At 61.0% G+C, this 19335-nt stretch carries 27 protein-coding genes; 24 read left to right on the top strand and 3 right to left on the bottom strand.

Features of this window, described 5'->3' with window-relative positions; all coding sequences use genetic code 11:
• The first annotated feature begins 29 nt into the window (after positions 1 to 29).
• The 10 genes from IE097_RS06035 to IE097_RS05990 all read left to right on the top strand — a co-directional run bounded on the left by IE097_RS06035 (position 30) and on the right by IE097_RS05990 (position 5403).
• Positions 30 to 1058: a phage major capsid protein, P2 family gene (locus IE097_RS06035; RefSeq protein WP_189459266.1), complete on the top strand. Its 1029-nt coding sequence runs from the start codon at positions 30 to 32 to the stop codon at positions 1056 to 1058.
• Positions 1058 to 1795, top strand: coding sequence for a phage terminase small subunit (locus IE097_RS06030; protein WP_189459265.1), 738 nt, complete (start codon positions 1058 to 1060; stop codon positions 1793 to 1795). Before IE097_RS06035 ends, IE097_RS06030 begins: the two co-directional genes overlap by 1 nt.
• Before the next feature lie 94 nt (positions 1796 to 1889).
• Positions 1890 to 2366, top strand: coding sequence for a head completion/stabilization protein (locus IE097_RS06025; protein WP_189459264.1), 477 nt, complete (start codon positions 1890 to 1892; stop codon positions 2364 to 2366).
• Positions 2366 to 2569 carry a tail protein X gene (locus tag IE097_RS06020; RefSeq protein WP_189459263.1) on the top strand — a complete coding sequence of 68 codons (204 nt, stop codon included), beginning with the start codon at positions 2366 to 2368 and terminating at the stop codon, positions 2567 to 2569. Before IE097_RS06025 ends, IE097_RS06020 begins: the two co-directional genes overlap by 1 nt.
• Positions 2570 to 2577: 8 nt before the next feature.
• Positions 2578 to 2943 carry a putative holin gene (locus IE097_RS06015; RefSeq protein ID WP_189459262.1) on the top strand — a complete coding sequence of 122 codons (366 nt, stop codon included), beginning with the start codon at positions 2578 to 2580 and terminating at the stop codon, positions 2941 to 2943.
• On the top strand, positions 2940 to 3215 hold the full coding sequence (locus tag IE097_RS06010; protein ID WP_189459261.1) for a phage holin family protein: 276 nt from the start codon (positions 2940 to 2942) through the stop codon (positions 3213 to 3215). Before IE097_RS06015 ends, IE097_RS06010 begins: the two co-directional genes overlap by 4 nt.
• Positions 3206 to 4006 carry an N-acetylmuramidase domain-containing protein gene (locus IE097_RS06005; RefSeq protein ID WP_189459260.1) on the top strand — a complete coding sequence of 267 codons (801 nt, stop codon included), beginning with the start codon at positions 3206 to 3208 and terminating at the stop codon, positions 4004 to 4006. The genes IE097_RS06010 and IE097_RS06005 overlap by 10 nt, the downstream gene beginning before the upstream one ends.
• 11 nt (positions 4007 to 4017) lie before the next feature.
• A complete protein-coding gene (locus IE097_RS06000; protein ID WP_229797453.1) occupies positions 4018 to 4530 on the top strand; it encodes a lysis system i-spanin subunit Rz in 513 nt (170 codons plus the stop codon).
• Positions 4527 to 4976: a phage tail protein gene (locus IE097_RS05995; RefSeq protein ID WP_189459258.1), complete on the top strand. Its 450-nt coding sequence runs from the start codon at positions 4527 to 4529 to the stop codon at positions 4974 to 4976. Before IE097_RS06000 ends, IE097_RS05995 begins: the two co-directional genes overlap by 4 nt.
• Positions 4969 to 5403, top strand: a complete 435-nt coding sequence (locus tag IE097_RS05990) for a phage virion morphogenesis protein (protein WP_189459681.1) — start codon at positions 4969 to 4971, stop codon at positions 5401 to 5403. The genes IE097_RS05995 and IE097_RS05990 overlap by 8 nt, the downstream gene beginning before the upstream one ends.
• Here the strand turns inward: IE097_RS05990 and IE097_RS05985 are convergent.
• Positions 5400 to 6203, bottom strand: a complete 804-nt coding sequence (locus IE097_RS05985; protein WP_189459257.1) for a hypothetical protein — start codon at positions 6201 to 6203, stop codon at positions 5400 to 5402. The two genes, IE097_RS05990 and IE097_RS05985, sit on opposite strands and share 4 nt — an antisense overlap.
• Positions 6204 to 6325: 122 nt before the next feature.
• Here IE097_RS05985 and IE097_RS05980 point away from each other — a divergent pair, with 122 nt between their 5' ends.
• The 14 genes from IE097_RS05980 (at position 6326) to IE097_RS05915 (ending at position 17544) form a co-directional block, all read left to right on the top strand.
• On the top strand, positions 6326 to 6976 hold the full coding sequence (locus tag IE097_RS05980) for a phage baseplate assembly protein V (protein WP_189459256.1): 651 nt from the start codon (positions 6326 to 6328) through the stop codon (positions 6974 to 6976).
• Complete coding sequence (locus IE097_RS05975; RefSeq protein WP_189459255.1) at positions 6973 to 7335, top strand: GPW/gp25 family protein; 363 nt, start codon at positions 6973 to 6975, stop codon at positions 7333 to 7335. Before IE097_RS05980 ends, IE097_RS05975 begins: the two co-directional genes overlap by 4 nt.
• Complete coding sequence (locus IE097_RS05970) at positions 7332 to 8231, top strand: baseplate assembly protein (RefSeq protein ID WP_189459254.1); 900 nt, start codon at positions 7332 to 7334, stop codon at positions 8229 to 8231. Before IE097_RS05975 ends, IE097_RS05970 begins: the two co-directional genes overlap by 4 nt.
• On the top strand, positions 8228 to 8791 hold the full coding sequence (locus IE097_RS05965) for a phage tail protein I (RefSeq protein WP_189459253.1): 564 nt from the start codon (positions 8228 to 8230) through the stop codon (positions 8789 to 8791). The genes IE097_RS05970 and IE097_RS05965 overlap by 4 nt, the downstream gene beginning before the upstream one ends.
• Positions 8792 to 8801: 10 nt before the next feature.
• Positions 8802 to 9890, top strand: a complete 1089-nt coding sequence (locus tag IE097_RS05960) for a gp53-like domain-containing protein (RefSeq protein ID WP_189459252.1) — start codon at positions 8802 to 8804, stop codon at positions 9888 to 9890.
• Between the two features lie 15 nt (positions 9891 to 9905).
• A complete protein-coding gene (locus IE097_RS05955) occupies positions 9906 to 10490 on the top strand; it encodes a DUF4376 domain-containing protein (protein ID WP_189459251.1) in 585 nt (194 codons plus the stop codon).
• Between the two features lie 56 nt (positions 10491 to 10546).
• The gene (locus tag IE097_RS05950) at positions 10547 to 10870 is read left to right on the top strand and encodes a hypothetical protein (protein WP_189459250.1); all 324 of its coding nucleotides are present in this window, start codon (positions 10547 to 10549) and stop codon (positions 10868 to 10870) included.
• Positions 10871 to 11033: 163 nt separating this feature from the next.
• Complete coding sequence (locus IE097_RS05945; RefSeq protein WP_189459249.1) at positions 11034 to 12209, top strand: phage tail sheath protein; 1176 nt, start codon at positions 11034 to 11036, stop codon at positions 12207 to 12209.
• A gap of 28 nt (positions 12210 to 12237) precedes the next feature.
• Positions 12238 to 12747, top strand: coding sequence for a phage major tail tube protein (locus IE097_RS05940; RefSeq protein ID WP_189459248.1), 510 nt, complete (start codon positions 12238 to 12240; stop codon positions 12745 to 12747).
• Between the two features lie 87 nt (positions 12748 to 12834).
• Positions 12835 to 13155 carry a phage tail assembly protein gene (locus IE097_RS05935; protein ID WP_189459247.1) on the top strand — a complete coding sequence of 107 codons (321 nt, stop codon included), beginning with the start codon at positions 12835 to 12837 and terminating at the stop codon, positions 13153 to 13155.
• Positions 13156 to 13178: 23 nt separating this feature from the next.
• Entirely contained in the window at positions 13179 to 13253 is a 75-nt protein-coding gene (locus IE097_RS19600) for a GpE family phage tail protein (protein ID WP_373295737.1), read from the top strand.
• Entirely contained in the window at positions 13253 to 16054 is a 2802-nt protein-coding gene (locus IE097_RS05925; protein ID WP_189459246.1) for a phage tail tape measure protein, read from the top strand. Before IE097_RS19600 ends, IE097_RS05925 begins: the two co-directional genes overlap by 1 nt.
• A 6-nt stretch (positions 16055 to 16060) precedes the next feature.
• Positions 16061 to 16543, top strand: coding sequence for a phage tail protein (locus IE097_RS05920; RefSeq protein WP_189459245.1), 483 nt, complete (start codon positions 16061 to 16063; stop codon positions 16541 to 16543).
• Complete coding sequence (locus IE097_RS05915) at positions 16540 to 17544, top strand: phage late control D family protein (protein WP_189459244.1); 1005 nt, start codon at positions 16540 to 16542, stop codon at positions 17542 to 17544. Before IE097_RS05920 ends, IE097_RS05915 begins: the two co-directional genes overlap by 4 nt.
• Positions 17545 to 17611: 67 nt before the next feature.
• On the opposite strand, the gene IE097_RS05910 is transcribed toward IE097_RS05915, so the two are convergent.
• Both IE097_RS05910 and IE097_RS05905 read right to left on the bottom strand, forming a co-directional pair.
• Positions 17612 to 18355 (bottom strand): hypothetical protein, encoded by a 744-nt coding sequence (locus tag IE097_RS05910; protein ID WP_189459243.1) that lies wholly within the window; start codon positions 18353 to 18355, stop codon positions 17612 to 17614.
• Positions 18356 to 18487: 132 nt separating this feature from the next.
• Complete coding sequence (locus IE097_RS05905) at positions 18488 to 19306, bottom strand: putative phage abortive infection protein (protein WP_189459242.1); 819 nt, start codon at positions 19304 to 19306, stop codon at positions 18488 to 18490.
• Positions 19307 to 19335 lie beyond the last annotated feature (29 nt).

Below are 19335 nucleotides of genomic sequence, written 5' to 3'. Positions count from 1 at the left end.
CACCGACCGCTACAGGAGAGAGCCAGATCATGAAGAACAGCACCCGCCTCAAATTCAATGCCTACGCGCAGGCCATTGCCCAGCTGAACCACGTCGACGATGTCGCCCTGTCGTTTTCGGTCGAGCCCAGCGTCCAGCAGACACTTGAAACCAAGATCCAGCTGTCGAGCGAATTCCTCGGCAAGATCAACATCGTCCCGGTCACCGAGCTGTCCGGCGAAAAAATCGGCCTCGGCGTCATCGGCACCATCGCGGGTCGTACCAACACCAAGAATGGCGGCAAGCGCGAACCGCGCAGCGTGGCCGACCTGTCGTCCGGCAAGTACGTGTGCGCCCAGACCAACTTCGACACGGCCATTCCTTACCCGCAGCTCGACATGTGGGCCAAGTTTCCGGACTTCCAGACCCGTGTCCGCGACGTCATCCTGAAGCAGCAAGCACTGGACCGGATCATGATCGGCTTCAACGGCACCAGCGTTGCCGCAACCACCGATCGCAATGCCAATCCGCTGCTGCAGGACGTCAACATCGGCTGGTTGCAGCACTATCGCGTCGACGCGCCACAGCGGGTCATGAAAGAGGTAAAGGCAGCCAGTGGCAAGGTCAGGATCGGTGCGGCAGTGGCGGCAGAGGATGGCTACAAGAACCTCGACGCACTGGTCTACGACGTCGTCAACAACCTGATCGACGAACGCTTCCGCGACGATCCGAACATCGTTGCCGTCATGGGCCGCGACCTGCTGGCCGACAAATACTTCCCCCTGATCAACAAGGACAACCCGGCCACCGAGCAACTTGCCGGCGATATGGTCATCAGCCAGAAGCGCGTTGGCGGCAAGCAGGCAGTGACCGTACCGTTCTTCCCGGCCGGCACCATCCTGATCACCACGCTGGCCAACCTGTCGATCTACTACCAGGAAGGCGGCCGCCGTCGCCATCTGCGCGAAGAACCGGACTACGACCGGGTCGCCAACTACGAAAGCTCGAACGACGCCTACGTCGTCGAGGTGTACGAGGCCGGCTGCCTGATCGAAAACATCGAACTGGTCGCCGCGTAATGACCAGTCCGGCCAAAGCCCATTTCCAGCGCGCCGTCGCCGCCATCGAGGCAGCCGGTGCCGGCAACACCATGCGCGACGCCACCGGCTACGAGCTGATGCTGGCCAAGCTCAGCGCAGACCGGCGCCGGCTCAAGCAGGTGCAAAGCATCGAACGCAAGATCGTCATCAAGCGCGAAGAACTGCTACCCGAGTACGTCGCCTACATCGACGGCGTACTCGCCGCCGGCCGCGGCGCCCAGGACGACGTACTGATGTCCGTCATGGTCTGGCGCGTCGACGCCGGCGACATCGCCGGCGCGCTGGCCATCGCCCGCTACGCGCTGCAGCACAAGCTGACCATGCCGGACCAGTACGAGCGCACCACGGCCTGCCTGATCGCCGAGGAAATCGCCGAATCCGCGCTCGCAGCATCCGGTAACGACCAGTCGGTCGACGCCACCATCCTGCATGAGGTCGCCGCGCTGGTGGCCGACGAAGACATGCCGGACGAAGTCCGCGCCAAGCTGCACAAGGCCATCGGCTACGCCCTGGAGAAAGCAGACCCGGCCGAGGCGCTGACCCACCTCAACCGTGCGCTGCAGCTGCACGACAAGTGCGGGGTCAAGAAAGACATCGAGCGGATCGAGCGTGAAATGCGCAAGGCCGCAGCCGTCAACGCACCGCCCACCGGCGAGGCCACTCACGAATCGCCGCCCACGGGCGAGCCCAAAGACACGCCGCCTGCAGGCGGCTGACCGAGCGTCCCACGCGAGCCAGGCGGCGCGGGGTGGATTCGGGGCTTGGCCCACGATGAAGCCCCGCCCACCGCCTCCTGAATCGAGGTCCAACATGAGCGGCTTCGTCGCCACCGGTGGCAGCACGCCACCCAAGATCGCCACGCTGAGCAATGCCGGCTTCTGGCCCGACATCGAGCTGGACAAGGCGCGTGACGTCATGCGCTTCACCGACACCGTTACCGACATCCGCCTGACCGAAGCGCTGGTCAATGCCATGGCCAGCGTCAACGGCGAGACCGACATGAAGGCTTGGCGCCAAGGCAAACAGGCGGTCGGCTTTACCACACTGGCCGACGTACCAGCCGACCAGATCGATGGTGAAAGCGTGCTCGTGCAGCACTACCGCCGCGCCGTTTACTGCTTCGCCAAGGCGAATCTGGTCGAGCGCTACCGCGACTACGACACCACCCGCGAAGGCCAGAAGAAAACGGACACGCTCGACGAGCAGCCCGACGCCCTGCGCCGCGACGGCCGCTTTGCCGTCCGCGATCTGCTCGGCCGGTCCCGCATCACGGTCGAGCTGATCTGATGCGCGTCCGGGCCAGTCAGGGCGACACGCTCGACGCGATCTGCCAGCGGTACTACGGCCGCACGGCCGGCGTCACCGAGCTGGCCCTCACCAGCAATCCCGGCCTTGCCGACCACGGCCCCATCCTGCCGATGGGCCTTGAAATCGAACTGCCGGACATCGCGCCGCAAGCCGAGCGCCGCATCGTCCAGCTTTGGGACTAGGAGCCCGAATGTCCGAACCCGTCACCAATGCCGCCGTGTTCACCATCGTCACCGGTGCCGGCCTTGCATCGATGCTTGCCGGTGTCGACGACAACGCGCTGGTCTGCGCCGCCGCCGGCGCCACGCTCTTCACCGTCAGCGCCAAAGAGCTGCCTTGGTGGAAGCGTCTCATCTATCTCGCAATTTCGTGGTCGGTCGGCTACTTCTGCGCGGCTGAAGTGGTGCGGCTGACGCCAATCAAGAGCACCGGCGCCGCTGCGTTCCTGCTGTCGCTGCTGCTGGTCACCGTCGCCCTTGGCCTCATCGAACGGGCAAGGACATTCGACTTCGCCGGCCTGATCAACAACCTGTTCGGCAAAGGGGGTAAATCGTGAGTCTGCTCACCCTGCTGGCCTGCATCGCCATGCTGATGGCAATCGGCCGCATCCTGTTTTACCAGCGCGCTGGCGCCAGTTTCCGTCGCCATCATTCGGTCATGGCTTGGGTCGTGCTCGCCTGCATGATCTTCTCGGCCGGCGGCATCCTGCTCGGCTGGTATCCCGTCGTCCCACGCGGCATGGATCTGCTCGTCATCCTGTTTTGCGCCAAGGTCTGGCGCGACAAGGGCAACGTCGCCCGCGTGTTCGGAGACGGACCATGGCGATGACCTTGCGCAATGGCGATCAGGGGCAGGCCGTCCGCGATCTGCAGCGCCAACTGCTCGCCGCCGGTTACCGGCTCAGCGCAGACGGCTGGTACGGCGAATCAACCGAATCTGCCGTGCGCCGCTTTCAGCAATCGCACGACCTCGTCGCCGATGGCATCGCTGGCCCCAAGACGCTGCAGACCCTGCGCGCAGGTGGCGCCGATCCGCGACTGATGACCGGTGCCGACCTGCAGCGCGCCGCCGACTTGCTCGGCGTGCCGCTGGCCAGCATTCAGGCCGTCAACGCGGTGGAAAGCCGCGGTTCGGGTTTCCTCGACGACGGCCGCCCGGTCGTCCTGTACGAGCGCCACATCATGTACCGGCAGCTCGAAAAAGCCGGCCATGCCGCCGCTGCGATCGCCAGCCGTTACGCCGATCTGGTCAGCACAGTCCGCGGTGGCTACGCCGGCGGCAGCGCCGAGTACATCCGCCTCGCCAACGCCCGGCGCATCGACGATGCTTGCGCGCTCGAAGCCTGCAGCTGGGGCGCGTTCCAAGTCATGGGCTACCACTGGCAAGCGCTTGGCTACGCCAGCATCTACGAGTTCGTCGAGCGCATGCAGCGCAACGAAGGCGATCACCTCGAAGCCTTCTGCCGCTTCGTGCTGTCGGAACCGGCGCTGATCAAGGCGCTCAGGGGCCGCAAGTGGGCGGACTTCGCCCGTGGCTACAACGGCGCCGCCTACCGCGAAAACCTCTACGACGTGAAGCTCGCCCGCGCCTACGAGCAGTTCGCCAAGGTCGCAGCATGAGCTGGCCGGCCATGCTCAAGCCGATCGGCAAATGGCTGCTCTATGCGCTGTTGCTGGCCGGCACCATCGGCCTGATCTGGCTGGATGGCTACCGCAGCAGCGACGCCGAGTGGCGCCTCGCCGACCAGCAACGCAAAGCCCGCGACGCCAGCGCCGTGGCCGCGCGCATCAACACCGTCCGCCGTGACGAACGCGCCGCCGCCGCATCCCAAGCAGTCATCGCCACAACCTATCAGGAGCGCCTGCAAAATGAAATCGCCGACCGTGACCGTGCCATTGCTGATCTGCGTGCTGGCACTCGCCGGCTGTTCGTCCCTGTCCGTGCCGGTAGCTGCGAACCAGTGCCCACAACTGTCGCCGCCGGACGCGGCGGTGATGGTGAAGCGCGAGCCGAACTATCGGTCGCGGCTGGCGAGTTTCTTGAACGCCTCGGCAGTGATGCCGACCAGCTCGCCCGTCAGCTCGCAGCCTGCCAGTCAATCGTCGTTAACGACCGCACCCTGATCAACGGGCCCGCACAATGAAAAAACCGGACAGCCTGCGTGCGCACCTGATCGCGACCATGCCACATCTCGACCGCGATCCGGACAAGCTGCTGATGTTCGTCGACGAGGGCCGCATCCTCGGCACCGGCACCGGTACGCGCAGCTACGAATACCAGTACACGCTGAACCTGATCCTGACCAACTTCGGCGGCAACCCGGATGCCGTCATGGTCGCCGTGGTCGACTGGCTGGCCACGAACCAGCCCGAACTGCTGGACAACAACGAACGCCGCCGCGATGCCATCCAGTTCGAGGCGGACATCCTCAAAGAGGATCTGGTCGACCTGTCCATCAAGCTACCGCTCACCGAGCGCGTCATCGCACGTACGGTCGCCGGCCGCTGGGAAACCGAAGCCATTAGCGAACCTGCCCCGGTCGAATCAGATTGGTTGGCCATCTTTGAACGAAAGGCCGCCGGTGGATGACCTCAGTGCTATCGAAGATTGGGCCAGCGGCCTGCTAGCCAGGCTTTCTCCGGTCGAGCGCCGCAAACTCATGAGGCAGATCGCCACCGCGTTGCGACAAAGTCAGGCCAAGCGCATTGCCGAGCAGAAAGATCCGGACGGCGTCGCCTACGCGCCGCGCTCAAGCAAACGCGGCCTGCGCGGCAAGAAAGGCCGCATCCGCCGCAGCATGTTCGCCAAACTGCGCACCGCCAGACACCTGAAAGCCGAATCCACCACCGACGAAGCCAGTATTGGATTCAGCGGCCGGGATGCCCGTATTGCCGGCCAGCATCAGGAAGGTAGCGTTCCACGCCTGCCCCGAAGAAGATTACTGGGTTTCCGCCCGAAAGAAGTGGACCTCACCCACGAATTGATTCTATCGACCATTCTCACCAAAAATACCTAGTAACTTTCCATTACGTATTTCACCGGAATAGGGTAGATCGCACTAACTCCACTAGCGTAAATTGCGATGCTTTTCTCATTTCGGGACACATATAAGCCGCTCGCGATCAATTTACCATCGTCACCCTTCAGGGCAACACAATTCCCCTGTGACTTTTTTCGATCGCTGCACATGCCCTGCAAGAAACTTGACTTTTGCTTCTTCGCTGAATATGCCCCTTGAGCATACGAGGTCGCTGGTACAAGACCAGCTACCAAAACAAAAACAAAAACAAGATAGAGAACGCAAGCCACTATTAAACCAATAGCACTAACATATCCAAAAGACTTCACAAGTCTATTTCTCTTGGGACTCAGCTTAGCAAGAATCGGACGCAGTTTTGTCAAAAGCCAGCCATTTTGAATCCGTGGCTTATCAAGAAACCCTCTAATAAGTAAAAGCACATAACCTGCAAACCCGTAAAACATCCACAAAACAAACAATGCAAACAGAAAATTAATCACACCGGGTGAGACACCCGCCCAATCAGCAACTCTATTCCATATTCCAATCACTGCATAAAAAGCATTCACATACGTTTCCGTGATATCAATCGAAAAATGCGAAGGATCCACGCCAAACTCAATTAGATAACCTTCTCGATATGCATGACCGAATAAGTATGCGCAAGGAGCCACAATCACTGCAAATGTAGACATCACCAAACGCCAGTCCAGATTTTTTTTTGCGACCGCTCCCTTGCGTTTGACCAAACCCGCCCCACCCAATTTCGGATTTCTAAGTAACTCGGTCTTTCCCATGACAACTCCAACTCGAAAAACAGCATTCGCAAACAAATTCTTTCGCAAGGTGTAAATTGTGCAGCACGACCCGCACAACAAACCAAAAACATCAGCTCCCGTGTCGCGTTCATGCTTCACCAATGAGCTTGCCCGCCGAACAACCCCGTCGCCTTGAGAGCCTGATCCGCACCGGCACCATTGCCGGAGTCGATCACGACAATGCACTCTGCCGCGTGCAAACCGGCGGGCTTCAGTCCGAATGGCTGCATTGGATCACGCTGCGCGCCGGCACGACCCGGACATGGAATGCCCCGACCGTGGGCGAGCAATGCCTCGTGCTCAGCCCGAGCGGAGAAACAGCCGCCGGCATCGTGCTGGTCGGCCTGTACAGCGATGCCAATCCGGCACCCAGTGCTAGCCCGGACGAACACATGACGCAGTATCCGGACGGCGCAGTCATCCGCTACAACCACGCCGCCGGCGCGCTCGACGTCACCGGCATCAAGACCGCCATGATCGAAGCCTCGGACATGGTCACCGTCGACTGCCCCAAGAGCGAGTTTTCCGGCGACGTGCTGATCAAGGGCAATCTGGTCGTCAAGGGCAAAGCCACCATCGAACAGTTGCTTTCCTACCTCGCTGGCCTATCCGGCAACGGTGGTGCCGGTGGCAAATCAAAGATCACCGGTGATTTCATCCACGAAGGTGGCCAGCTCAGCTCCAACGGCGTGGTGCTCCACCTGCACATCCACGTTGACTCCATCGGTGGCAGCACGGGAGGCCCGCAATGAGCTACGCCGGCATGAGCATCGACTCCGGCCGAAGCATCGGCGACCTCGACCATATCCGTCAGTCCGTGCGCTGCATTCTCACTACCCCGTTGGGTAGCCGCGTCATGCGTCGTGATTTCGGCTCGCTGCTGCCGGACCTCGTCGACGCGCCCATGAACGCGGTCACTATTCAGCGCGCCCGTGCCGCAACCGTCATGGCCGTTCAGCGCTGGGAGCCACGCCTGCGGATCACCGCAGTGCAACTTGTTGCCGGCGAGTCGCCGGGGCAACTGTCCATCGATATCAATGCCGAGCGTGCAGACGGCCCGCGCCGGCAGGCCGTTGCGCTCAGCGTGCCACTTCGCGGGGGTGCTGCATGAGTCAGATCGACTTCGCCAAACTGCCCGCTCCGGACCTCGTCGAGCCGCTGGATTTCGAGACCATCCTCGCCCGCCGCAAAGCCCGGCTGCTCGGACTGGTGCCGGCAGATCAGCGCGACAACGTCGCCCGCACGCTCGAGCTCGAATCCGAGCCGATGACGATCCTGCTGCAGGAAAACGCCTACATGGAGCTGCTGCTCCGGCAGCGCATCAACGAAGCGGCAGTCGCCACGCTGCTGGCCAAGGCCAGGGGTGCCGACCTCGACAACCGCGCCGCCGACTACGGCGTCAACCGGCTGCTGATTACCCCTGCCGATCCGGACGCCGTGCCACCGATCGATGCCATCTGGGAAAGCGACGACCGCCTGCGCATGCGCGCCCAGATGGCGCTTGAGGGGTTGTCGGTCGCTGGCCCGCGCGGCGCCTATGTATTCCACGCGCTCAGCGCCTCGCCGCACGTTGCCGACGTCAAGGTCGTCAGCCCGGCCGGCGGCGACGTCAATGTTTACGTGCTCGACGACCGCGGTAACGGCGTGCCCGATGCCACGCTGCTCGCCACCGTGCAGGCCGCACTGTCCGCCGAAACGGTCCGGCCGCTGAACGACCGGCCCTACGTCATCGCCGGCACGCCGCGCTCGTTCGCCGCGCATGCATTGATCGAGTTCGAGGACGGTGGTGAAGCCATCTCGGGCGGGCTGGCCGCGGCGCAGTCCCGCGCCGAGCAAGCGCTGGCACAGCTCAAACGGCTCGAAGGGCTGGTCTCGCATTCCGCGCTCGACGCTGCGGTGCATGTCACGGGCGTTCGCCGGGTGACGTGGCTCTCGCCGACCGCCGATGTTGTTTGCGCCCTGAACGAATTCCCGCTTGCCAGCAGCGTCACGGTGGAACGGCGATGATCCGCAGCCTGCTGCCACCAAACCGCACATGGCTCGAGGAGGCGCTCGCGGTCGCGCTGGCGCCGGACATCGATCCGTCCGCACTGCGCGACCTCTACAGCGCCGAGCGCTGCCCAGCCCCCTTCCTGCCTTGGCTCGCGTGGGCGCGGTCGGTCGACCGCTTCGACGCCGCCCAGACCGAGGCCCAGCAGCGCGCCCTGATCGCCTCGTCGATCGAGGTCCACCGCCACAAGGGCACCGTTGCCGCCGTGCGGCAGGTCTTCCGCGACATGGGCCTCGGCGAGATCGAAATCGAAGAAGGTCGTGGCGGCTATCTGCGGGACGGCCGACAGCGCCGCGACGGTTTTGCGATGCGCGGCGATGGCCGCACCGAATGGGCGGTGTACCGCATCAAATGTTTCAACCTGCTGAGCGTGGCCCAGGCCGAAGAGGCACGCCAGCTGCTGGCCAGCATCGCACCGGCCCGCAGTCACCTGTACGGGATCGACTTCTCGTCAGCCGCGCTGGTCCGCAACGGCTACGCCCGCCGCGACGGCAACTACACCCGCGGTTCAATCTGAAGGAAACAACATGGGAACACTCGTAGAAAACGTGAGCTGGGCTACCGGGGTCCGCTACTTCGAAGACGGCGCAGTGCTCACCGGCGGCCCGAATTGCCCCGACAACCTGCCACTGCAGGATCTGACCAACCGAACCGCTTGGCTCAAGCAGCAAGTCGAGACCAGGCAGGGCGACTTGGCCGCGCACACTGGCGCAGCCGACCCGCACCCGCAGTACATGACTGCACCCGAGGTTGAGACCCGAATCGGCGCGCTGATCAACGGCTCACCCGGCGCACTCGACACCCTGGCCGAACTTGCCGCCGCACTCGGCAACGATTCGAGCTTCGCCGCGACGATGACGAACGCTCTGGCCGGAAAAGCTGCGCTGGCCGGCGCATCCTTTACCGGCCCGGTGCAGGGGTCGACTCCAGCGCAGTTCGACAACAGCACCAAAATGGCGACCATGGCCGCACTGCGCCGAGAGCTGGGCAGCTACGCGGGCATCAAACCCGAGGCTGCGACCCGGGTGATGACTGCCTCAGACGTGGGCCTGTTACATGGCGTGACGGCCGGCGGGATCACGCTGACGCTTCCGGACAAAGCCGGATTGCCGGACGGGGCATCAATCACATTCAAGGCCACCGTTGCCAACAGCTATTTCACGATTGCTTCGGTCGACGGCATCACGATTTCGTCGGGCAACGCACCGACTTCGATCAATGTCGACGTGGGTGAGGACGCAACTGTCACCTTGTTTGGCGCCGGTTGGGTTTTGACTGGCGGTACGGTGTTGCGCCGACTGCCGTCGTTTGGCGCGAGCTTTGCCAGCAACGGCTGGCAGAAGCTGCCAAGCGGGCTGATCATCCAGTGGGGCAATCTGCTCAACGGCGCGAGCAATCCGACGTCGGCGACGTTCCCGATTGCATTTCCAAATAGTTGTCTGCGCGTCTTTCCTGTCGGTGGCCAGATCACAATCAGTCAGCAGGCGTATGTCGTGCTGAATACGACCAGCCTCTCGGGTTTCACCTTTTCTGCATTTTATTCAGCGTCTGGTGTCGCACCTGGTACGCCGTCTGCGGGTGGTGTCTCATGTTCGTACTTCGCGATTGGCATGTAATTGGGGGACATAACCGTGCTTTTCTACTCTGCTTCAAATGCTGGTTTCTACGATGGCGCAATGCGTGCCGCATATGATGTAGCCGGCACTTGGCCCTCCGACGTAGTCGAAATTTCCGAGGCCCTGCATGCCGAGCTGCTGGCTGGCCAGTCACGCGGGCAATTGATCCTTGCTGGGCAAGATGGGTTGCCGGAATGTGCTGATATGCCGCAAGCGCCAATCGAATCGCTTCGCGTCGCCGCCCGTGAACGCATTAACGTGTGGCGCGACCAGCAAGAGCTCGCCGTGGTGACTTTCACCCACGCCGACCACCGTTGGGATGGCGGCCTCGCAGTACGCGAGCGCCTGAATACGACGCTGGCGACCCTCAAAGCCGTCGGTGTGCCGGACGGCTTCTTCTGGACAGACGCCGACAACATCGACGTGCCGATGGGCCGACCAGAGCTGCAGGCGCTGTTCGAAGCGCACGAGCGCGCCATTTTCGGGCAAGGCTGGAAAATCCATCAACGCCAGCGCGAGATGAAGCTGCAGATCGACGCGGCCAATGCGGCATGGCTGCAGGCGTTTGTGCCGGACTGGCCATCCAGCCCCCAGCAATAACTGCTTGCCTCCGCTTCGGCTAGTTTGGAATCACAGCACGAAGCGAGGTAAACGTCATGCGCGTAGCCGTCCTTTTCAGTTTGGTGGTTGTTTTACTTCTGCCTGCCTGCGGCCCCACGAACAAATCCGAATCCGCAGATGCTTTGCAGCCAAAGGTGGCGAATACCTGCACACCAAGCCAGGTCAGAGGCAGCTATGCCGACTCTTGCTATGACTGCGGATTCGACGTCCCGGAGGAACGCGTCAACTACATCGGCACCCTGTACTGCGCCTGCCGGCAGCGTGGTGGTGGTGCCCACGGAACAAGAATCGACCTGCAGAGTTGCCCGTCATGCGTTTTCTCCAACGACAACGGTCACCTCGTCTGTGGTGAGATCTGAATCGGTTCGGAGGTCACGCCGAAAATCACAGCCCGCTCCAAAGGCGGGCTTTTTCATGTCCCGCGCCTGTGCCGCCATCTGGCACAACACCGGCCACAGGCGCCGACATCGCGGGCGCGGCATTCTGGGCAGGTAAACCGACTGCAACCCAGGAGTGCCAGACATGGCCCAGGATTCCTTTCACCACGGCGTCAAGGTGTTCGAGCTGAACGACGGCACCCGCCCGTTGCGCACCATCGAAACCGCCGTCATCGGCGTGGTCTGCACCGCGCAGGATGCCGACGTCGCCGCTTTCCCGCTCGACACCCCGGTGCTACTGACCAACGTGCAGGCCGCCATCGGCAAGGCCGGCACCAGCGGCACGCTGAAAAAGACACTGGAGGCGATCGTTTCGCAGGGCAACGCCGCAACCATCGTGGTGCGCGTCGCCCCGGGTGCGGACGATGCCGCGACTACCTCCGCCGTCATCGGCACCGTCACTGCGGCCGGCAAGTACACCGGCCTCAAGGCCCTGCTCAGCGCCGAAACGCGCGTTGGCGTCAAACCGCGCATCATCGCTGCGCCGGGCCTCGACACCCTGCCCGTCGCCACCGAAATCGGCAGCATCTGCCAGAAGCTGCGGGCCTTCGGCTACATCTACGCCAACGGCTGCAAGACCAAGGAAGAGGTCGTCGCCTACCGCGAAGGCTTCAGTCAGCGCGAGCTGATGCTCATCTGGCCGGACTTTCTGGTCTGGGATACGGTCGCCGATGCAGAAGCGGCCGCGTTCTCTACCGCCTACGCCGTGGGCCTGCGAGCCAAGATCGACAACGAACTGGGCTGGCACAAAACGCTCTCGAACGTGGGCGTCAATGGCGTGCAGGGCATCAGCGCGGACGTGTTCTTTGCCCTGCAGGAATCGGCCACCGACGCCAACTTCCTCAATGGCCATGAAGTCACCACGCTGGTGCGTCGCGACGGCTTCCGCTTCTGGGGTTCGCGCACCTGCAGCGACGACCCGCTGTTCGCCTTCGAGAACTACACCCGCACCGCCCAGGTACTGGCCGACACCGTCGCCGAAGGGCTGATGTGGGCCGTCGACAAGCCGATGACGCCCTCGCTGGTGCGCGACATCCTCGAAACCATCAATGCCAAATTCCGCGAGCTGAAAGCGCTGGGCTACATCATCGACGCCCAAGCCTGGTACGACCCCGAGGTCAACACCTTGGAAACGCTCAAGAGCGGCAAGCTCACCATCGACTTCGACTACACCCCGCTGCCGCCGGCCGAATACATCATGCTGCGCCAGCGCATTACCGATCGTTACCTCGCCGACTTCGCCGCCGCTGTGAACGCATAACCCGGCCCCGCGCTGAAAGGACATCACCATGGGCATGCCCCGCAAACTCAAGAACTTCACGCTGTTCGTCGACGGCACGAACTACGCCGGCGAGATCGGCGAACTCAACCTGATCAAACTCGCCCGCAAGGTCGAAGAATGGCGCGGCGGCGGCATGAACGTGCCGATCGAGGCCGACCTCGGCATGGAAAAAATGGAGTTCGAGTGGACCTGCGGCGGCTTCATGCGCCAACCGCTCGAACAATGGGGCATCACCCAGGTCGGCGGTGCGCTGCTGCGCTTCGCCGGCGCCTACCAGCGCGACGACGATGGCGAGGTCGACGCGGTCGAGCTGGTCGTCCGCGGCCGGCACAAGGAAATCGACCCGGGCAAGGCCAAGGCCGGCGACGACACCGAGTTCAAGATCACCAGCTCGGTCAGCTACTACAAGCTGTCCATCAACGGCACGGTGCTGATCGAGATTGACGTGCTGAACATGGTCGAGATGGTCGGCGGCGTCGATCGCCTTGCCGAGCAGCGCCGCGCGCTGGGCATGTAATGAAACGCCCCGGACCAAGCCGGGGCGCTATCCAGCTCGTAGCAATCGGCGCCGGATGTGCGCCACTTTACGCCAAGGAAATGACAAATGATCAAAAACGTAACCATCGAACTCGACGAACCGATCAAGCGTGGCGACCAGATCATCGCCAGCATCACCCTGCGCAAGCCGAACTCCGGCGCGTTGCGCGGCCTGAACCTGACCGACGTCATGCAGATCAACGTCTCCGCCCTGAAAACCCTGCTGCCGCGCATCAGCGACCCGACGCTGACCGAAGCCGATGTCGACAAGCTTGACCCCGCCGACCTGCTGCAGCTGGGCACCGAGGTGGCCGGTTTTTTGGTGCCGAAGCGCCTGAGCGGGGAATCCCCCGATACGTCGACGACGCCATCGCCGACATCGCCGTGATTTTCCACTGGGGGCCGGAAGTCATGGCTCCCATGTCCCTGACCGAACTGATGGAATGGCGCGAGCACGCCAGACAACGAAGCGGAGCCGATGACTGATGGCGGGTAACGACCTCAAGCTGCGGGTCATCATGAACGCGGTGGACCGCGTAACCCGCCCGCTCAAACAGATCACGGCCGGAAGCGGCGATGCTGCGAAGGCAATCAAAGCGACCCGGGTCCAGATCAAGCAACTGGAACGCGCACAGGGACAAGTCAACGCCCTGCGCGAACTCCAGCAGCAGACAAAGGCAACCGCTGTCAGCATGCGCAGCGCGGAAGCCTATGCCAAAGCGCTGGGCAGCCAGATGAAGCAGACAGCCAACCCGACCCGGAAAATGGTGCGTCAGTTCAAACAGGCTGAAAAAGCAGCTGGAGATCTACGCAAGAAGCACGGCGAGCAAACCGAATCGCTGAAACAGCTGCGCAGTGCGATGAATGCTTCCGGCATTCGAAACCTGACTCAGCACGAGCAGCAACTCAAGGCACAGACCGAAGCAGCCAACGGTACGCTGGCCAAACAGGAGGCGCACCTGGCACGACTCAACAAACAGGCGCAGCGCATGCACGCCGCGCGCGCCAACTACGACAAGACCATCGGCGTGCGGGACAAGCTCGCCGGCGCCGGTGTAGCCACGACCGCAGCCGGCGCCGTGATGGGTGTGCCCATCGCCAGCATGATCAAGGACTACAGCAGTTACGAAGACGCCATGCTTGGCATCGCGCGCCAGGTGGAAGGCGCACGGGACGCCAACGGCAAGCTGACTCCGGTTTATTACGAGATGGGAGACGCCATCAAGGCGCTGAGCCGGCAGATCCCGATGGCCACGACGGAGATTGCGGCGCTGGTCGAAGGCGGCGCCCGCATGGGCATCCAGGGCAAGGACAACCTGCTCGCTTTCGCCCGCACGGCCGCACTGGCCGGCACCGCCTTCGACCTGCCCGTCGACCAGCTCGGCGAGGATCTGGGCAAGATCGCCAACCTCTACAAGATCCCGATCAAGGATATCGGCCAGCTTGGCGATGCCATCAACTATCTGGACGACAACGCCCAATCCAAGGGGGCGGACATCATCGAGGTAATGCAGCGTATCGCCGGCAGCACCGGCAGCATGAACTACAAGGAAGCCGCGGCACTGGGCAGTACTTTCCTGTCACTGGGCGCGTCGCCGGAGATTGCCGCCACGGCCACCAAGGCCATGGTGCGCGAACTGCAGATTGCCGAAAAACAGCCCGCCCGTTTCCGCAAGGGGCTGGCCGAGCTTGGGCTCAGCGCCAAACAGATTCAGGCCGACATGGCCAAGGACAGTACCGGCACCATCCTCAAGGTCATGGAAGCCGTCCGGAGGTTGCCGGAAACCCGGCGGATGGGCGTCATGGTCGACCTGTTCGGCAAGGAATACGGCGATGACGCCGCCAAGCTGGCCGACAACCTCGGCGAATACCGCAAGCAACTGAAGCTGGTGAACGAGGAAAAAGCCAAGGGCAGCATGCAGCGCGAAGGTGACGCCAAGAACGACACGCTGTCAGCGCAATGGCAGATGGTGAAGAACCAGCTGTTCAACGAAAGCAGCAACCTTGGCGCCTCCCTGCGGCAGCCGCTGATGGAGCTGATGAAGGGCCTGGGCGAATTGCTCGGCACTGTGAACCGGTGGGTCAAAGCCAATCCGCAGCTGGCAGCCAGCATCGTCAAGATCGTGGCCGTGCTCGCCGTCCTGTTGACCACCCTTGGCGGCATCATGATCGCTATCGCCGGATTGCTTGGCCCGATGGCAGTGGTCAGGCTATCGCTGTCCGTGCTGGGCATCAAAGTCGGCGGACTGGCAGAAAGGTTTACCAGCGCCGGAAAGGCCGGCGGCAAAGCGGCCAGCCTGTTGCGCAAGGCATGGGACTGGGCGGGTAGCGGATTGGCCGGAGTGCTCAAACGTGCAGGGCAAGTCGCGGGGTACTTGTGGCGCCAGGGGCCGGCCATCATGCGCGCCATGTTGGGCTTTGGCCGTGGCTTGCTGATGGCCTTTGCGGCACCACTCAAGATTTTCGGGCAATTGATCTGGTGGGTCGCACGCGCGCTGACCGTTCAACTGATCGGGGCGCTCCAGTCTGTTGCGCTGTTCCTGCTCACCAACCCGATCGGCTGGGCAATCATGGCGATCGCGGCCGCGGCGTACCTGATCTACCGCTACTGGGAGCCGATCAAGGCGTGGTTCAAGTCGCTGTGGGCCGAGATCAGCGCCGCGTTTGACGGCGGCATCGCAGGCATTGGTGCACTGATCGTCAACTGGTCCCCCATCGGCCTGTTCCATCGGGCATTGGCAACCGTGTTGAGCTGGTTCGGGATCGAGCTGCCGGCGAAGTTCACCGACTTTGGTGGCATGGTCATTGACGGATTCATCAACGGGCTGATGACCAAATGGGAGTCGCTCAAGAGCACCATCAAGGAAATCGCCAGCAGCGTGACCGACAGCGTGAAATCGACCCTTGGCATCCACTCGCCTTCGCGCGTGTTTGCCCAGCTCGGCGGCTTCACCATGGCCGGGCTGAACCAAGGGCTGCAGGACGGCCAGGGCGGGCCGATCAAGTCGGTGATTGGACTCGGCCAGCAGCTGGCCGCCATCGGTGCCGGATTCGCCATCGGCACCGGAGGTGCCACCGGCATCAACATCGATCGCCGCCCGCCCATTGCGGCCAGCGCGGGTGCGCCGGCCGGCGCGGGCGCCAATATCAATCTGGGCGGAATCCACATCTATGCCGCGCCGGGGATGGATACCAACGCCATCGCACAACAGGTGCGCGCCGAAATCGAGAAACTGACGCGCGAGCAGGCTGCGCGTGGCCGTTCCCGCCTGGTCGATAACGAGTAAATCGCCATGAACCTGCGCAACAACCTGTACCAGGCGGCCGAACGGCTGCTCAGTCCGCCGGTCACCTACACCAGCAACCTCGCCAGCCTGGGCATGTTCGTGTTCCAGCGCACCACCCTGCCCTACACCGGCCTGAAGCGCAGCAGCAAATGGCGCCACCCGTCCGGCTCGCGCGTTGGTGCGCGGCCGGTGTCGCAGTTTGTCGGGCCGGATGACCAGACCATCAGCATCGACGGCGTGCTCTACCCGGAAATCACCGGCGGCGTGCCGTCACTGGACCAGTTGATCAAGATGGCTGACGAGGGCGACGCATGGCCGCTGATCGAGGGCAACGGCTACTTGTACGGCAACTTCGTCATCGAAGGCATCGACGAATCCCGCAGCTACTTCATGCACGACGGCACGGCGCGCCGGATCGAGTTCACCATCGAACTGAAACGCCGCGACCCGGACCTGCAGGATCTGGCCCAGCCCAGGGCCGTTGAATGAGCCCGCAGCCCGTCCCCATCTTTCGGGTCGTGGTCGATGGCCGCGACATCAGCGGCTTGATCGACAACCGGCTGGAATCACTCTCGCTGACCGACAACCGCGGATTCGAGGCCGACCAGCTCGACATCGTGCTGCACGACCACGACGGCGCGCTGGCCATTCCGCCGCTCAAGGCCGAAATCCGCGTCTGGCTGGGCTGGCAGGCCACGGGGCTGATCGACAAAGGCACGTTCACCGTCGACGAGGTCGAGCACAGCGGCGCGCCGGACAAGCTGACCATTCGCGCCCGCAGCGCGGATCTCGCAGACGGGCTGCTGATGCAACGGGAACGATCATTCCACCGGCAGACGGTGGGGGCCATCGTGCGCACCATTGCCGGCGCGGCCAAGCTCGAACCCAGCATTGCGGAGGCGCTGGCCAAGGAAGTGGTCGACCACATCGACCAGACCAACGAGAGCGACGCCAACTTCCTGACCAGGCTGGGCCAGCTGTTCGATGCCGTGGCCACGGTGAAGGCTGGCCGGCTGCTGTTCATGCCCATGGGCGCCTGCACCACGGCCAGCGGCCAGCCGCTGGAGCGCGTGCTCGTCAACCGGCAGGCTGGCGACCAGCACCGCTACAACGTGGCCAACCGCGACAACTACAGCGGCGTGCGCGCCGAGTACCAGAACAACAAGAAGGCGAAAAAGGGCGAAGTGGTGGTTGGCAAGGCAGACAACCTGAAAACCCTGCGCCATGTATACGCCACCCAGAAGGCCGCCGAGCGCGCGGCGAAGGCCAGCTGGAACCGGATACAGCGCGGCGTGGCCGAGTTCGGTATCACCCTCGCCCTCGGCCGCCCTGAAATCGTGACCGAATCGCCGGCTACCGTGACCGGTTTCAAGGCCGACATTGACAACGGCAACTGGACGGTCAGCCGGGCCGCCCACACGCTGGACGGCAACGGGTTGGCGACCTCGGTCGAATTCGAACTACGCCTGAATGAAGTTGAAACTAAATAATCCTACCGAAAAACCGCAATGCACAGTTCAAATGGCCGACGACTTGTCTGCCCAACCATGCCATCCATTAGCGAACTAACGCATGCTCCAGTTTTGTTCCTGCAAGCCATACCATTGCCGCCGGCAACACCCAAAGCAGCAAGACGAAAACGAGACTTATAGGCGGAGTCTCTGATAATTCCGGAAAGTTAATCACCATTGGATAAAGAATGGCCGCAAAGAAAAACTCAAAAATCAAAATCATAAATGCATTGCCATGCTCTCTCAAATGACGATATGACTCAACATATTCTTTATTATCGGCCTTTCCGCGCTTTTCCGCCAAACCCTTAAAATATTTTACGGATTCACCCCACCCCGGCCCAATCAAACCAAGCAAATTAACGAACTGAAATGAAAGCAAAAACGCCAGCACCCCCATTACAAATTTCGCCATCAACGTCGTAAACAATTGATCTTCGAAACCCAAATACAGGGAAAAGTAAATAATTGCAGCCAGCAAAAAGTACGTCAAGCACCTATAAGCAGTCCAAGACGCCGAACTCCACCTCGCATCCAGTTTAAGGCCGCGACAAGCATGAAGTACCAATATCGGTGCACTTGAGACATAACAGAAAACCAGACCATACGCCAACATTAACAACAAATTGGCAGCCTCGATTTTCTCTCCCAACTTCGGCATAAATAGATACGATTTCAGGTGTGCATTTGATGAAAAAATTACAGCCACAAACAGCGCACCAATGACAGAACCTTGTGCATAACGAACAAAATAGCCCTCCCACCATCGTGCATTGGTTTCTGCACTCATTTTTCGCCCCCCTTACCTACATCAATAATAAAAATCAAAAAAGACAAATAAAAACCCAGCAACTCATCACATAAATGCACTTACTGCAACTAACTTGAGCCAATCTTTTTCGAAACACACGTTAATGCATCATCACTTCAGCGCGACTTTCTTGCCTGCATATAAACGTGCAATTAATTCATACTTTTCCACCAAATCCCTCAGCTCATCAGACAGACCCAACAGGCAGTAATAATGGATTAACTCCATCTCATAAATAGTCAAGTGCGCAGCTATAATTTCAGAAAAGTAACTTTTGTCATTTGACCTATCCACAAATCTAACCAAAGAAAGCACAACCTGAAAATAATGCCCCAATCTGAATTCGATAGAATCAAAGTATTTTTCCACAAGCATCTCTTTTGCGATATCGACATCAAAGTCACCTCTCCGATGCGCTCGCAACAAATCCATCAACCACAAATTACACAGCGGATGAAACGCCTCTCTGCCGCTATACTTTATAGCCGATTTACTAGATACAACTCCCATCAAACTGCTTTCTTTGTAACTCAAACCATCAACTACTTTAGCCAGCACACCCAGCAAATTAAAAAAAGACGCCTCTTGATTTTGTCGCTCCATCGTGGCGTTTTGGGCAGCTAATGCATCTGCAGAATTCTTCAACTCTTTTGCTGAAAGTTTCAACTCCCTAACCTGCAAATCAAATGTAGCAAGCAGGGCAATTAACGCCATCAAACTAAAAATCGGATTTAGCACGCCACCAACAAAGTCCCCAAACTGCCCCCACTTATCCTGGTCCCTTGTAAGTTCACCATTGAAAATAGCCAAATACAAGCCAATCACTATCAAGAAAACAATAATTGCAAGCCACTTCAAAATACTCAATCTTTGATAGAGCATACTTGCAGACGCCACATCGGCATCATGAATTTGACTTTCATCACTCATCGAACTCATATTCACAACCACAGAATGAT

The sequence above is a fragment of the Jeongeupia chitinilytica genome, from assembly GCF_014652315.1.
GTDB classification, from domain to species: domain Bacteria; phylum Pseudomonadota; class Gammaproteobacteria; order Burkholderiales; family Chitinibacteraceae; genus Jeongeupia; species Jeongeupia chitinilytica.
The sequence above is the reverse complement of the archived record's forward strand: the minus strand, read 5'-3'. Positions and strand labels throughout refer to the sequence as shown.